The 14,500-nt window shown below is 55.1% G+C and carries 12 protein-coding genes; 4 read left to right on the plus strand and 8 right to left on the minus strand.

Annotation, left to right across the window (positions count from 1 at the left end; genetic code table 11):
- Nucleotides 1-231: 231 nt before the first annotated feature.
- The 3 genes from mglB (at nucleotide 232) to mglC (ending at nucleotide 3,919) form a co-directional block, all read left to right on the plus strand.
- Nucleotides 232-1,224: a galactose/glucose ABC transporter substrate-binding protein MglB gene (mglB, locus tag AC1RKG_RS05335; protein WP_020825992.1), complete on the plus strand. Its 993-nt coding sequence runs from the start codon at nucleotides 232-234 to the stop codon at nucleotides 1,222-1,224.
- 164 nt (nucleotides 1,225-1,388) lie between these two features.
- Nucleotides 1,389-2,897: a galactose/methyl galactoside ABC transporter ATP-binding protein MglA gene (gene mglA, locus AC1RKG_RS05340; protein ID WP_020825993.1), complete on the plus strand. Its 1,509-nt coding sequence runs from the start codon at nucleotides 1,389-1,391 to the stop codon at nucleotides 2,895-2,897.
- 11 nt (nucleotides 2,898-2,908) lie between these two features.
- The gene (gene mglC, locus AC1RKG_RS05345; protein WP_012005998.1) at nucleotides 2,909-3,919 is read left to right on the plus strand and encodes a galactose/methyl galactoside ABC transporter permease MglC; all 1,011 of its coding nucleotides are present in this window, start codon (nucleotides 2,909-2,911) and stop codon (nucleotides 3,917-3,919) included.
- Nucleotides 3,920-3,985: 66 nt separating this feature from the next.
- Here mglC and sanA read toward each other — a convergent pair whose 3' ends face one another.
- The 7 genes from sanA to metG all read right to left on the minus strand — a co-directional run bounded on the left by sanA (nucleotide 3,986) and on the right by metG (nucleotide 12,537).
- Nucleotides 3,986-4,723, minus strand: a complete 738-nt coding sequence (gene sanA / locus AC1RKG_RS05350; protein WP_020825994.1) for an outer membrane permeability protein SanA — start codon at nucleotides 4,721-4,723, stop codon at nucleotides 3,986-3,988.
- 167 nt (nucleotides 4,724-4,890) lie between these two features.
- A complete protein-coding gene (locus AC1RKG_RS05355; RefSeq protein WP_128864032.1) occupies nucleotides 4,891-6,588 on the minus strand; it encodes an NAD-dependent malic enzyme in 1,698 nt (565 codons plus the stop codon).
- A 222-nt stretch (nucleotides 6,589-6,810) separates the two neighbouring features.
- Nucleotides 6,811-7,695, minus strand: a complete 885-nt coding sequence (gene cdd / locus AC1RKG_RS05360; protein ID WP_493182298.1) for a cytidine deaminase — start codon at nucleotides 7,693-7,695, stop codon at nucleotides 6,811-6,813.
- Between the two features lie 135 nt (nucleotides 7,696-7,830).
- Nucleotides 7,831-8,526, minus strand: coding sequence for a CidB/LrgB family autolysis modulator (locus AC1RKG_RS05365; RefSeq protein WP_020825997.1), 696 nt, complete (start codon nucleotides 8,524-8,526; stop codon nucleotides 7,831-7,833).
- Nucleotides 8,523-8,930 carry a CidA/LrgA family protein gene (locus AC1RKG_RS05370; RefSeq protein ID WP_493182300.1) on the minus strand — a complete coding sequence of 136 codons (408 nt, stop codon included), beginning with the start codon at nucleotides 8,928-8,930 and terminating at the stop codon, nucleotides 8,523-8,525. The genes AC1RKG_RS05365 and AC1RKG_RS05370 overlap by 4 nt, the downstream gene beginning before the upstream one ends.
- 136 nt (nucleotides 8,931-9,066) lie before the next feature.
- Entirely contained in the window at nucleotides 9,067-10,290 is a 1,224-nt protein-coding gene (locus tag AC1RKG_RS05375) for an MFS transporter (protein ID WP_122077894.1), read from the minus strand.
- A gap of 219 nt (nucleotides 10,291-10,509) precedes the next feature.
- Nucleotides 10,510-12,537, minus strand: coding sequence for a methionine--tRNA ligase (metG, locus tag AC1RKG_RS05380; protein WP_020826000.1), 2,028 nt, complete (start codon nucleotides 12,535-12,537; stop codon nucleotides 10,510-10,512).
- 160 nt (nucleotides 12,538-12,697) lie between these two features.
- Between metG and apbC the strand changes: the two genes are divergently transcribed.
- On the plus strand, nucleotides 12,698-13,810 hold the full coding sequence (gene apbC / locus AC1RKG_RS05385) for an iron-sulfur cluster carrier protein ApbC (protein ID WP_046374069.1): 1,113 nt from the start codon (nucleotides 12,698-12,700) through the stop codon (nucleotides 13,808-13,810).
- A 48-nt stretch (nucleotides 13,811-13,858) separates the two neighbouring features.
- On the opposite strand, the gene AC1RKG_RS05390 is transcribed toward apbC, so the two are convergent.
- Complete coding sequence (locus tag AC1RKG_RS05390; RefSeq protein ID WP_217330983.1) at nucleotides 13,859-14,488, minus strand: phosphatase PAP2 family protein; 630 nt, start codon at nucleotides 14,486-14,488, stop codon at nucleotides 13,859-13,861.
- Nucleotides 14,489-14,500 lie beyond the last annotated feature (12 nt).

Below are 14,500 nucleotides of genomic sequence, written 5' to 3' on the forward strand. Positions count from 1 at the left end.
TTCAATCTGTGAGAAAATTCACAGATTATTAACATCACGCCGTCTATGCTCTAGGCGTTTTCCAGCGTAAAGGCACTTGCCGCTGCTGTTTTAACTCACGCTGGCGCCACATTTTTCAGGAATAACATGATTCACGGATGACAGGGAAACTGCCAGGCCCGGTCGTGCTGACACCGCCGGTTGCCCTTGGCCTAATACCGAGCAAGACCCTACATAAACCGGAGACACACAATGAATAAGAAGGTTTTCACCCTGGCCGCGACGGCCGCAGCCATGATGTTTGGCGCCGCAGCTCACGCAGATACCCGTATTGGCGTCACGATTTATAAATATGACGACAACTTTATGTCGGTGGTGCGCAAGGCAATCGAGAAAGACGCCAAGGCCTCTCCGGATGTCACCCTGCTGATGAATGACTCGCAGAACGACCAATCCAAACAAAACGACCAGATCGACGTGCTGATCGCCAAGGGCGTAAAAGCGCTGGCGATTAACCTGGTGGATCCAGCGGCTGCCCCGGTGGTGATTGATAAGGCACGCGCAAACGATATCCCTATCGTGTTCTACAACAAAGAGCCTTCCCGCAAAGCGCTGGACAGCTATGACAAAGCCTATTACGTGGGCACCGACTCTAAAGAGTCCGGCGTGATCCAGGGCCAACTGATTGAGAAACACTGGAAGGCCAACCCGAACTGGGATTTGAATAAAGACGGCCAGATCCAGTACGTGTTGCTGAAAGGTGAACCGGGCCATCCGGATGCAGAAGCGCGTACCACTTACGTGGTGAAAACGCTGAATGACGACGGTATCAAAACTCAGCAACTGCAGATGGACACCGCGATGTGGGACACCGCACAGGCAAAAGACAAGATGGATGCCTGGCTGTCCGGCCCTAACGCCAACAAAATCGAAGTGGTTATCGCCAACAACGATGCCATGGCGATGGGGGCGGTAGAAGCGCTGAAAGCGCACAACAAATCCAGCATTCCGGTATTCGGTGTCGATGCCTTGCCAGAGGCTCTGGCGATGGTGAAATCCGGCGCAATGGCGGGGACGGTGCTGAACGATGCCGACAACCAGGCCAAAGCCACCTTCGAGCTGGCGAAAAACCTGGCTGCGGGCAAACCTGCTGCCGACGGCACCCAATATAAAATCGACAATAAAGTGGTGCGCATTCCTTACGTTGGCGTAGATAAGGACAATTTGTCCAAATTTGTTAAGTAAGTTCTGAATGGCCCCGCCTGCGGTGCGCTGCCCAGCGCCAACACCAGGAAAGCCGCCGGCGGGGTAATTTTTCTTAAAATCACAGCCCAGATCCGATGAGTTTCAAGCTGCAGCTAATTAGGCGGTGGTTTGGAAGGTGTCGGATCACATAGCCAGGTGTATTTATGGCCGACAGCCCACGCGAATTTTTGCTGGAAATGACTGATATCAGTAAATCATTTCCCGGCGTCAAGGCATTGGATAATGTGAATCTGCGCGTTCGTCCGCACTCCATTCATGCATTAATGGGAGAGAACGGCGCGGGGAAGTCGACATTATTAAAATGCCTGTTCGGCATTTATAAAAAGGATGCCGGCAGTATTATTTTTCAGGGCCAGGAAATAGATTTCAAAAGCTCTAAAGAGGCGCTGGAACACGGCGTGTCCATGGTGCATCAGGAATTAAACCTGGTCTTGCAGCGCACCGTGATGGACAACATGTGGTTGGGGCGCTACCCGACCAAGGGCATGTTTGTCGATCAGGACAAGATGCTGAAAGATACCCAGGCGATATTCGACGAGCTGGATATTGATATTAACCCGCGGGATAAAGTGGGCACGCTATCGGTATCGCAAATGCAGATGATTGAAATCGCCAAGGCTTTCTCCTATGACGCCAAGATTGTCATTATGGATGAGCCCACTTCATCGCTGACGGAAAAAGAGGTGAACCACCTGTTCACCATTATCCGCAAGCTGAAGGAACGCGGCTGCGGCATCGTCTATATCTCGCATAAGATGGAAGAGATCTTCCAGCTCTGCGACGAAATCACCATTCTGCGTGATGGCCAGTGGATCGCCACCCAGCCGCTGGAAGGGCTGGATATGGACAAGATCATCTCGATGATGGTGGGGCGTTCGCTCAGCCAGCGTTTCCCCGATCGACAGAATACGCCGGGTGAGGTGATCCTGGAGGTGAAGAACCTGACCTCCTTGCGCCAGCCTTCGATTCGCGACGTCTCTTTCGATCTGCATCAGGGCGAGATCCTCGGCATCGCCGGGCTGGTGGGGGCCAAACGTACCGACATCGTCGAAACCCTGTTTGGCATCCGCGAAAAAATTGCGGGTACCATCAAGCTGCACGGCAAAACCATCAACAACCACAGCGCCAATGAGGCGATAAACCACGGTTTCGCACTGGTCACCGAAGAACGTCGTTCCACCGGAATTTATGCCTATTTGGACGTGGGGTTCAACTCGCTGATCTCCAATATTCGCAACTACAAAAATAAAATCGGCCTGTTGGATAACGCCCGCATGAAAAGCGATACCCAGTGGGTGATCGATGCCATGCGGGTCAAAACCCCGGGCCACCATACCCACATAGGTTCGCTGTCGGGCGGTAATCAGCAGAAGGTGATCATCGGCCGTTGGCTGCTGACTCAGCCGGAAATATTAATGCTGGATGAGCCGACGCGCGGCATTGACGTCGGCGCCAAATTCGAAATTTATCAGCTGATGACCGAACTGGCGAAGAAGGGCAAGGGGATCATTATTGTCTCGTCTGAAATGCCGGAGCTTTTAGGAATTACCGACAGAATACTGGTGATGAGTAATGGTCAGGTTGCGGGCATCGTCAACACCAAACAGACCTCGCAAAATGAAATTTTACGTCTCGCATCCCTGCACCTTTAAGGATCAGAATTATGAACGCGCTGAATAAAAAAACTTTGTTCACCTATTTCAAGGAAGGTGGCATTTACGTAGTGTTGCTGGTGCTGCTGGCAATTATTATTATCCAGGACCCGACCTTCCTCAGTCTAATGAACCTGAGCAATATCCTGACCCAGTCTTCGGTGCGCATCATTATTGCACTGGGCGTGGCGGGGCTGATTGTTACCCAGGGGACTGACCTGTCCGCCGGGCGCCAGGTTGGCCTGGCGGCGGTGATCGCGGCGACGTTGTTGCAGTCGATGGATAACGTGAACAAGGTATTCCCGCATATGGAAACCTGGTCGATCCCGCTGGTGATCCTGTTGGTGTGCGCCGTGGGTGCGGTGATCGGTCTGGTGAACGGTTTGATCATCGCTTACCTCAATGTGACGCCGTTTATTACCACGCTGGGCACCATGATCATCGTTTACGGCATCAACTCGCTGTATTACGACTCCGTTGGCGCCTCGCCAGTGGCGGGGTTTGATCCCAAGTTTTCCACCTTTGCCCAGGGGTTCCTGCGTTTTGGCGACTTTAAGCTGTCGTACATCACCTTCTACGCCATCATTGCGATTATTTTTGTCTGGATCCTGTGGAATAAAACCCGCTTCGGCAAAAATATTTTCGCCATCGGCGGCAACCCTGAGGCAGCCAAGGTTTCCGGCGTGAACGTGCCGCTGAACCTGATCATGATTTATGCGCTGTCCGGGGTGTTCTACGCCTTCGGCGGCTTACTGGAAGCGGGCCGTATCGGCAGCGCCACCAATAACCTGGGCTTTATGTATGAACTGGACGCCATTGCGGCGTGCGTGGTGGGCGGGGTGTCCTTTGCCGGCGGCGTCGGGACGGTGCTGGGGGTCGTGACCGGGGTCATCATCTTTACGGTTATCAACTACGGCCTGACCTACATTGGCGTTAACCCTTACTGGCAGTACATCATCAAGGGCGGCATCATTATCTTCGCCGTGGCGTTGGACTCCTTAAAATACGCCAAGAAAAAATAGTTGTGTCTCAGCTATGAAAACGGCCAGCAAATGCTGGCCGTTGCTGTTTCCAGGGCGGCATAAAGCTTATTTGGCCTTTTGTTTTTCCGCAGCCAGCTTGTGTTCCAGCTCAACCAATTGCTCTGGCGAAACTGCCGGGTAGCCTTGGGCATCTTCCGGTACGGTATGCATGGCGGAAATGGGGATCAGTGGCCCGAGGAAGCGCGGCTCGCGTTTTAGTATGTACAAATCGGTCAGCGCGCCAAGGCGGGCGAAGATCTCGCGTGCCCGTACCGTCATCATGTCTTTTGGCGAAGGGACTGCGTAGCACTGAGCCTGGATCCCCATATGCAGCGCGATAAACAGCGCGCGCTCGCAATGGAAGCGCTGGGTGATAATGATGAAGTCGTTGGTGTCGAACACTTTGCGGGTGCGGACGATAGAGTCAAGAGTACGGAAACCGGCATAATCCAGCACGATATCGCTGGGCGCCACGCCGGCGGCGATCAAATCGCGGCGCATGGTCATCGGCTCGTTGTAGCTTTGCTGGGCATTGTCGCCGCTCAGCAGCAGGTATTTCACTTTGCCGCTGTTATAGGCATTAATCGCGCCCTGAATGCGGTAGCGATAATATTGGTTGATCACGCCGGTGCGGTAATATTTGGCCGTGCCCAGTACCACGCCGACCTGGCGATGAGGCAGGCCTTGCAGTTCGTCATAGACGTAAGGCGCGGTTTTCCAGCTGATCCAACGATCGAGCGCGAGAGCCGAAAGCATCAACAGCGCAGTGATGATGAACAGGCTGATTATCAGGCGTTTCCACATGTTATTGCCTTACGCGCACAGGGGCCAAAAAAGATGGCTCAAGGCTACTTTACCTGACAGGCCGACGCAAGCTTGACGCCCTATCAAGCAAGCATTGCACCGCATTTTTAGGCGGTTTGAGCATAAAAAAAGCCCGGCGAGCCGGGCCTGATGTTTAACTGTGCAAATCAGAATGAAGTGCGCTTATAGCTGCGGTATTGCGGGCGCCAGAAGTTGTGTTCGATGCCTTTCGACAGCGCTTCTTCTGAGGTGACCACAGCAACGCCTTGCAGCTGTGCCGCTTTACCCACTTCCATGGCAATGCACTTGGACACGCCCTGAATATCGTCGATATTCGGCAGCAGTGCGCCATGCCCGTCGGTCGCCAGCGGCGAACAGTCGGCCAGCGCACGGCTGGCGGCCATCAGCATCGCGTCGGTGACGCGGGTGGCGCCGGAGGCCAGTACGCCCAATCCAATCCCCGGGAAGATATAGGAGTTGTTGCACTGGGCAATCGGGAATACCTGATCTTTGTAGCTCACCGGCGCAAACGGGCTGCCGGTTGCTACTAATGCAGCGCCTTCGGTCCAGTTAATGATGTCTTCCGGGCGGGCTTCCACGCGGGAGGTTGGGTTGGACAGCGGCATGACGATCGGGCGCGGGCAGTGCTTGTGCATTTCGCGGATCAGTTCTTCGGTAAACAGGCCTGGCTGGCCCGAAACGCCGATCAAAATGGTTGGCTTGGCATTACGCACCACGTCCAGCAGGGAAATGGCATCGCTTTCTGTCTGCCATGCGGTCAGATGCTCGCTCTTTTGCACCAGCTTGCTCTGGAAATCGAGCAGGTTAGGCAGTTTGTCGGTCAGCAGGCCGAAACGGTCGACCATAAAGACGCGCGCGCGGGCTTCGTCTTCGCTCAGGCCTTCGGATTTCATCTGCGCGATAATTTGCTCGGCAATGCCGCAACCTGCAGAGCCGGCGCCCAGGAAGGTGACGGTCTGATCGCGCAGTTGGCTGCCGGCGGCGCGGCTGGCGGCGATCAGGCTGCCCAGCGTGACGGCTGCGGTGCCCTGAATGTCGTCGTTGAAGCAGCAGATTTCGTCACGGTAGCGGTTCAGCAGCGGGGTAGCGTTATTCTGCGCAAAATCTTCGAACTGCAGCAGCACGTTCGGCCAGCGGCGCTTGACCGCCTGGATAAACTCTTCAACAAAGGCGTGGTATTCGTCGCCTGAAATACGCGGGTGACGCCAGCCCATGTACAGCGGATCGTTCAGGCGCTGCGGGTTGTTGGTGCCGACGTCCAGCACCACCGGCAGGGTATAGGCCGGGCTGATGCCGCCGCAGGCGGTGTACAGCGACAGTTTACCGATTGGAATGCCCATGCCGCCGATACCCTGGTCGCCCAGACCGAGTATGCGCTCACCGTCGGTGACGACGATCACCTTAACGTTTTGCTTGGTGGCGTTTTGCAGCATGTCGTCAATGCGGTCGCGGTTAGGGTAGGAGATAAACAGCCCACGCGCCCGGCGGTAAATATCGGAGAAGTGCTCACAGGCCTCGCCCACCGTCGGCGTGTAGATGATCGGCATCATCTCGCTCAGGTGCGCTTCCAGCAGGCGATAGAACAGGGTTTCGTTGGTGTCCTGGATATTACGCAGATAAATGTGTTTATCGCTGTCGTTTTTGAAATCCTGGTACTGGCGGTAGGCACGTTCCGCCTGCTCTTCGATGGTTTCTACCGCTTCTGGCAGCAACCCGTGCAGGTTGAAATGGCTGCGTTCATCCTCAGTGAAAGCGCTGCCTTTATTGAGCAGCGGAAATTCCAGCAGAATAGGGCCGGCATAAGGGATGTAGAGAGGGCGTTTGCTTTCGTATTCAAGTTCCATGGCTTTTGCTCTTCAACGTATCGGATAACTTTATGGGCTAGATCCTAAAAGATCGGGGAAATATGTACAGCAATTGTTATCGGATCATGAGGTAAATTGGCGTAATTATCGACGATCAAGTCCTAATTTAACTAAAGAAAGTGTTTTAGGACGTGAATGCCATTGTAATCGGCTGGCGGGGCTGGTAACAGCGGTGCCGGGCAGCACCGCCAGGGGGCAGATTTAGAAAGTGATACGACTGACATTTTGGCAACCCAGCGCGGCCAACGTGGCGCGGGTGGCATCCCATTGGGTGAGGATGGCACTGTCGGGCTCGGCCAGCACCGCTCGAACCACTTTTTGGCAGTCGCCGCCGGAGACGTTCATCAGAATCAGCGCGGCCTGCAGCGGTGGCAGGCTGGGGTTGAAGGCTGCGTTTTCCGCATAACGACCGCTATAAATCGTCCCGTCTTCGGCTTCCAGTGCGACGCCGCTGTGAGCATTGCTGTAGGGCGCGTGACTCTGATTGGCGGCAGCCAGCGCGGCCATCTCCAGTTCGTCGGTCAGCGTCAGTTGGAAACCATGATCGACGCGGTCCATCAGCAACGTGGCGATATTCAGGTCTTTCGGGCCGAAGGCATCCGGCAGATAGTCGCCCAGGGTGGCCGGTTCGCGACCGGGCAGACGAATTTTCAGCGTGGTACCACTGTTGAGTTCGTTCATAAACTGACGGCAGTGGCCACAAGGCGTGTAGTTAACGGTGATAGAGGCTAACGCTGATTCGCCGCGTAGCCAGGCATGAGTCACGGCACACTGCTCTGCATGAATGGTTTGTTGCATCGGCGCGCCGCTGAACTCCATGTTGGCGCCAAAATACAGGTTGCCGCTCTGCCCGCGAGCAATGGCGCCAACATAAAACTGCGAAATCGGCGCTAACGAGCAGGCCGCCGCCAGCGGCAGCAGAGCGAATGCCAGAGCATCATCACCCAGCCCGCAGCGCTGCTTGATAGCATCCACTTGTTCCGCCTTGAGCATGGCCGGAAAATCAGGCGCATCAAAATAAGGCAGCAGGGCGGATTGCAATGTGGCGGGCAGTTCAGCAAAAGCGGTTTGAAAACGCGGGTGCATAGAAACTCTCTCTACAGGTTAACGGGATAACATTCTAGGCAGTCCGGCGCGAATAAAGTGTGATTTAAATCTCTTTATTGATGAAATCAATGTAATGAAAACCATAAATGCGAGATATATCGCAAGTTTTAGGCCTCAGGCAAACAGGTGCAACAGCACCGGAAACAGAAATGGCGCCAGCAGCGAGGTGATGATGCCGCAGATCACCAGGGCCAGTGAACCAAATGCCCCTTCCTGATAGTCCATTTCTGCACAGCGTGCCGTGCCGAGCGCATGTGACGCGGTCCCCATTGCCAACCCGCGTGCCGAGCGGGTGGTGATTTTCAATACTTTGAACAGCGTATGCCCGAAAACCGCGCCGAGAATACCGACGAAAATCACGCAAACGGCGCTGATTGCCGGAATGCCGCCGAGCGACTCTGCGACCGCCATGGCGATGGGCGTGGTGACCGATTTTGGCATGATGGAAGCGGCAATTTCCGGCGTGGCCCCCATCCATAAAGCGATGGCGCCACCGCTGATCATCGCGGTGAGGCTGCCGATAAAGCAGACGGCGATAATGGACTTCCAGCGCGCGCGGATCTGATGCAGCTGTTCATACAGCGGATAAGCCAATGCCACTACGGCCGGTTGCAGCAAGTCATTGAGGATTTTACTGCCCTGAAAATAACGCTCATAAGGAATGCCGGTCAGCAACAGCAGGGGGATGATCACCGCCATCGACACCAGCAGTGGGTTCAGCAACGGCATGTTCAGCCATTGCGCCAGTTTGCGCGCTGCAAAATAGATGGCCAGCGTCAGCGGTAATGACCACCAGATTTCATGGATCATTTTTCGCCCTCCGCGGCATCAGGCTTGCCGATGATGGTGCGCTCCCGGTGGAAATAATGTGAGGTGTAGCCGACCACCACCAACACCATCAGGGTGCTGACGATGCAGGACACCACCAGCGGCCCCAGATGCTCGATAATTTGGTCATAGTATTTCATCACGCCCACGCCGATAGGCACGAACAACAGCACCATATAGCGGATCAGCAGGTGGCAACCGGGTTTGACCCATTTGGCCGGCAGAATTTGGGTGGAGAGCAGGGCGAACAGCAACAGCATGCCGATAATGCTGCCCGGAATGGCGATCGGCAGCAGAGCCGCGATGGCATTGCCGGCGAACAGACAAAGGTAGATAAGGACGAATGCCCCCAGGTATTTCCAGCACAGAGTGAGTAGCTTGGCCATAACTTAATCCCGTTTAACCGATGCATTCATCATACAATTAAACTGTGATCTTCGCCACAAATCACACCATGAATTCTCTCTATGGCTACCATGCCGATGGGGCTGGTTGACAACCGCGATGAAAAGGGACGCAGGTTTATTCTGCACTGGCGAAGTTGGCATTCTGTTGTTGCCTCTGCGCCAGGCGATGCCCGAGAAAAAAGAATAGCAGGCTGAGCAGCGCAGCAGCAATCAACATCAGAAACATCATTTGCGGCGCGGCGTAGCTGAGAATAAAACCGCACAGAACCGGATTAATGGCGCCGCCCAGAGCGCTCAGGTTTTGTACGCCGTAATAGCTGCCTTTCAGGTGCTGTGGCGCGATGAAGTCGATAAACATATATTCCACCGGGATCACTATGATTTCGCCCAGGGTGAATATCGCCATGGCAAGGATCCAGAGCCAGAGCGATTGCCCGGCCAGCCAAAAACCGATCAGCCCCAGAATGAAAAATAGCGTGCCCAGCGCCAGCCAGCGCAGCATATTTTCCTGACGCATGCCGCGGCTGAGCAGATACTGCAGGGCGATGACGATACAGGCATTGACGATCATCACCGCCCCAATGACCTGATAAGCGAACTCTGCATTAGAAACGGTGATCAGGTATTGCGATAAATAGCCGGAGAACTGGCCAAAAACCACCGCACCCAGCGTACTGCCAAGGGTAAAGTAAATCAGCCGGCGATCGTTACGCAGGATGGTCAGCGTCTGGCGAAAATTAAGGCGCGCGGCGGGCGTTGCATCCAGCGCGACCGGGGCCGTAGCGGACTGCCTGCGCAGGATGACGTTCAGCGTCGCCACCGTGAATAAAGCCAATCCACCGGAAAGGTAAAACGGCAACAGCGGATCCAGACCTGCCACCAGTACCCCCAACGATGATCCAACCGCCCAGCCGACGTTGACCAGCGTATAGTTTATTGAAAAGGCTTTGATGCGCTGCGCGACCGGCAGCCAGTCGGCAAAGCACGCTTTAATGGTGATGCCCAATACGGAATAGGCGGTATGTAAAATAGCCAAAACCACAACGATACCCCCCGGCCGCGGGATCCACGGGATAGCGAAAAAACTCAGGGCGAACAAAAGAATGGAAATCAGGATCAGCGTGTTTTTGTTGAATTTGTCTACCAGGTAGCCGCCATACAGGCTGGCGAAAATGCCGATCGCCAGGCTGATACCCAGAATGATGCCGACGCTTTTGGGCAGCAGATGAAAATGCCCGGTCAGATAGATAGTAATGAACGGCAGCGTTACGCCGCGGCCAATGGTCAGTACCAGCGAACTGACCAGCAAGGCGTTAATCAGCGGTGGGAATCCCTTCATATCAGACCTGTTTATGCATACAGTGATAAAACCAGTATGGATAACATAGCTCATTTTGGCCGTCTGGGAAGAGGCGATGTAAAAAAATAGGTTACCTCGGTAACCTCCTGGAGAGGGATTACTTGCCGGTTTTAGCCTGTAGCCTGGCGAACCACTGCTGGACTAAGCGCATAAAAAGGGCCGAGCAAGCTCGACCCTTTAGAGGTTGGAAAACCGGTGTTATTTCACCTGCATTCCTGGCTGTGCGCCGCTGTCCGGGCTCAGCAGGAAGATCTCTTTCCCTCCTGGGCCGGCAGCCATCACCATGCCTTCAGAAATCCCGAAGCGCATTTTACGCGGTGCCAGGTTGGCGACCATGATGGTCAGACGGCCTTCAAGCGCTTTCGGATCCGGGTAAGCGGAGCGAATGCCAGAGAAGATCTGACGTGATTCGCCGCCCAGATCCAGCTGCAGCTTCAGCAACTTGTCTGAACCTTCAACAAAGTCGGCGCTCTTGATCAGCGCAATGCGCATATCAACCTTGGCGAAATCGTCAAAGGTGATGGTTTCCTGAATAGGATCGTCCGCCAACGGCCCGCTGACCACTTTCGTTGCCGCCATGTCTTCTTTCGAGGCGCTAACCATTTCATTGACCTTATCCAGGTCGATACGGTTGAACAGCGCCTTGAATGCGTTGACCTGATGCCCCAACAGCGGTTGCTGGATGCTGTCCCAGGTAAGCTCGCAGTTGAGGAAGGCTTCGGTACGTTCGGTCAGTGACGGCAGCACCGGTTTCAGATAGGTCATCAGCACGCGGAACAGGTTGATGCCCATGGAACAGATGGCCTGCAGATCGGCATCGCGGCCTTCTTGCTTCGCCACCACCCAAGGAGCCTGTTCGTCCACATAGCGGTTAGCCAAATCGGCCAGCGCCATGATTTCGCGGATTGCACGGCCCGACTCACGGCTGGCGTAGGCGTCGGCGATGCTTTGCGCTGCGTCAACGAAGGTCTGGTACAGCGCCGGATCGGCCAGCTTGTCGGCCAGTTGGCCACCGAAACGCTTGCTGATAAAGCCGGCGTTGCGCGAAGCCAGGTTGACCACTTTATTGACGATGTCGGCGTTCACCCGCTGCACGAAATCTTCCAGATTCAGGTCGATATCGTCAATGCGTGAAGACAGCTTGGCGGCGTAGTAATAACGCAGGCAGTCGGCATCCAGGTGTTGCAGGTAGGTGCCGGCCTTGATGAAAGTGCCGCGAGATTTGGACATCTTGGCGCCGTTCACCGTCACATAGCCGTGCACGAACAGATTGGTCGGTTTGCGGAAGTTACTGCCTTCCAGCATCGCCGGCCAGAACAGGCTGTGGAAATAAACGATGTCTTTACCGATAAAGTGATACAGCTCGGTCGTGGAGTCCTTACGCCAGAACTCGTCGAAATCCAGATCGCCGCGCTTGTCGCACAGGTTTTTGAATGACCCCATGTAACCGATAGGCGCATCTAGCCAGACGTAGAAGTATTTGCCCGGCGCGTCCGGGATTTCAAAGCCAAAATACGGCGCATCGCGGGAGATATCCCACTGTTGCAGGCCGGATTCGAACCACTCCTGCATCTTGTTTGCCACCTGTTCTTGCAGCGCGCCGGAACGGGTCCAGGCCTGCAGCATTTCGCTGAACGACGGCAGATCAAAGAAGAAGTGCTCTGAATCACGCAATACCGGCGTTGCGCCGGAAACCACGGATTTCGGCTCGATCAACTCGGTCGGGCTGTAGGTCGCGCCGCAGACTTCGCAGTTGTCGCCGTATTGATCCGGTGATTTACATTTCGGGCAGGTGCCTTTGACGAAACGGTCGGGCAGGAACATGCCTTTCTCCGGATCGTACAGCTGGGAAATGGTGCGGTTCTTGATAAAGCCGTTTTCTTTCAGGCGGCCGTAAATCAGGCTCGACAGTTCACGGTTTTCATCGCTATGGGTGGAATGATAGTTATCATAGCTGATGCCAAAACCGGCGAAATCCTGTTGGTGCTCCTGGCTCATCTCCGCAATCATTTCTTCCGGCTTGATGCCCAACTGCTGAGCTTTCAGCATGATTGGCGTGCCGTGCGCGTCGTCCGCACAGATGAAATGAACCTCGTTGCCGCGCATTCGTTGGTAACGAACCCAGATATCTGCCTGGATATGCTCGAGCATGTGGCCGAGATGGATGGAACCATTTGCGTACGGTAGCGCGCACGTCACCAATAATTTTTTCGCGACTTGAGCCATAGTGAGAACTTGGTTTCTGTAATGAATAAAAAGGGTCTTCGATGTTACCCGATCGCGCCCGCTACGGCTAGGGCGGTTTCTTTGTGCGGACATGCGCCGACCGGCGCTCACTTCTGATATGCTTAGCGGGAAGCTATCCATTCAAAATCAAGGAGCCGGGATGAACGCAAAATCCCCCGAGCAGACCAACCCCGAAGTTCTGCGTGCCCTGGTGACCGGTGTACTGGCCGCCTTTGAACACCCGACGTTAAAAAACAATCTGACTGCGCTGAAGGCAATTCACCACTGCGCGCTGCTGGATAATGTGCTGCATATTGAATTGACCATGCCCTTTGCCTGGCAAAGTGGTTTTGAGGCGCTCAAAGACAGCGTCAGCGCAGAACTGCTGCGCGTGACCGGCGCCGAGGCGATTGACTGGAAACTGAAGCATGATATCACCACGCTGAAACGCGCCAACGATCAGGCCGGCATCAAGGGCGTGCGCAATATTATCGCCATCAGTTCCGGCAAGGGCGGGGTGGGCAAATCCACCACAGCGGTTAACCTGGCGTTAGCGCTGGCGGCAGAAGGCGCCAAGGTCGGTATTTTGGACGCCGACATCTATGGCCCGTCAATTCCGAACATGCTGGGGACCGAAAACGAGCGACCAACCTCGCCGGATGGTCAGCACATGGCGCCGATCGTGGCCCACGGGTTAGCGACCAACTCGATCGGTTATCTGGTGACTGATGACAACGCCATGGTTTGGCGTGGCCCAATGGCCAGCAAGGCGCTGATGCAACTGCTGCAGGACACGCTGTGGCCGGATCTGGACTATTTGGTGCTGGATATGCCGCCGGGCACCGGCGACATCCAGTTGACGCTGTCGCAAAATATTCCGGTCACTGGCGCTCTGGTTGTTACAACACCGCAGGATATTGCGCTGCTCGATGCCGCCAAGGGCATTGTGATGTTTGAAAAAGTGCATGTGCCGGTCTTGGGTATCGTGGAAAACATGAGCGTGCATATTTGCAGCAACTGCGGACATCACGAGCCGATCTTCGGTACCGGCGGGGCGGAGAAGCTGGTGAAGAAATACCACAGCCGCCTGTTGGGGCAACTGCCGCTGCACATTTCTCTGCGCGAGGATTTGGATCGCGGTGCGCCAACGGTGATAAGCCGACCGGACAGCGAGTTTGCCGAACTGTATCGCCAACTTGCCGGACGGGTTGCTGCGCAAATGTACTGGCAGGGCGAGGCGATCCCGACGGAAATCTCTTTCCGCGCGCTGTAATCGCCGCAGGCAGGAAAATAAAAACCCCGGCTATCTCCGGGGTTTTGCTTATGGTGCTGTGACGTGTTTGTGCAAATCGGCGCGGGTATAAGGGTGTTCGATGTGCGCGAGGGTTACAGCAATATGTTCCAGCAGGCCTTGCGTGGGCGCCGGTTGTCGATTGCCCATCAGCGCCAGAGGTAAGGCCAGAGCGGCGATAATTCTCGGCCATGAAAGCTGTGGCCGCACCTTACCGCGTTGCAGCAACAGAAATAAGGTACTGGCCAGATAACCAAGCACTAGCCCGCTAACCACTTCCGAAGGTGAATGCACCTGAATGGCCAACCGTGATAGCCCTATGGTGAGTGGCAGGACCAAGCCGAACACTAACGCCATGCTGCGTACGGCATGGGAAAAACGTCCGGTCAGCGTCCAGAGGAATACTGGCCAGATGCTGGCGGCCAGGGCTGAATGACCGCTAAAACCGGTAAAGTCATAACTTTCGATGCCAATCCCCCAGCCCATAAAGGCCAGCTTGGACACACATACCACAGCGCCGGCGCTGCCGAAGATCAACGCCCATTGCCAGCCGGCGGTTCTGGTGGCGCGCGGGACGACCAATGCGACAAAGAGAATTAATGCACATGGCAACAGCAACATGCTGTCGCCAAAAAATGTCAGAAAATACCAATCCAGCACGTCAGACTCCGA

Source organism: Serratia sp. GW822-FHT06D09, assembly GCF_058799515.1.

What these genes read in the sequence shown, in the direction of transcription:
- AC1RKG_RS05375 (WP_122077894.1), bottom strand. Translation starts at nt 10,290, where the DNA reads ATGAAGGGATTCCCACCGCTGATTAACGCCTTGCTGGTCAGTTCGCTG.
- AC1RKG_RS05370 (WP_493182300.1), bottom strand. Translation starts at nt 8,930, where the DNA reads ATGGCCAAGCTACTCACTCTGTGCTGGAAATACCTGGGGGCATTCGTC.
- sanA (WP_020825994.1), bottom strand. Translation starts at nt 4,723, where the DNA reads ATGTGGAAACGCCTGATAATCAGCCTGTTCATCATCACTGCGCTGTTG.
- mglA (WP_020825993.1), top strand. Translation starts at nt 1,389, where the DNA reads ATGGCCGACAGCCCACGCGAATTTTTGCTGGAAATGACTGATATCAGT.
- metG (WP_020826000.1), bottom strand. Translation starts at nt 12,537, where the DNA reads ATGGCTCAAGTCGCGAAAAAATTATTGGTGACGTGCGCGCTACCGTAC.
- AC1RKG_RS05365 (WP_020825997.1), bottom strand. Translation starts at nt 8,526, where the DNA reads ATGATCCATGAAATCTGGTGGTCATTACCGCTGACGCTGGCCATCTAT.
- apbC (WP_046374069.1), top strand. Translation starts at nt 12,698, where the DNA reads ATGAACGCAAAATCCCCCGAGCAGACCAACCCCGAAGTTCTGCGTGCC.
- mglB (WP_020825992.1), top strand. Translation starts at nt 232, where the DNA reads ATGAATAAGAAGGTTTTCACCCTGGCCGCGACGGCCGCAGCCATGATG.
- mglC (WP_012005998.1), top strand. Translation starts at nt 2,909, where the DNA reads ATGAACGCGCTGAATAAAAAAACTTTGTTCACCTATTTCAAGGAAGGT.
- cdd (WP_493182298.1), bottom strand. Translation starts at nt 7,695, where the DNA reads ATGCACCCGCGTTTTCAAACCGCTTTTGCTGAACTGCCCGCCACATTG.
- AC1RKG_RS05355 (WP_128864032.1), bottom strand. Translation starts at nt 6,588, where the DNA reads ATGGAACTTGAATACGAAAGCAAACGCCCTCTCTACATCCCTTATGCC.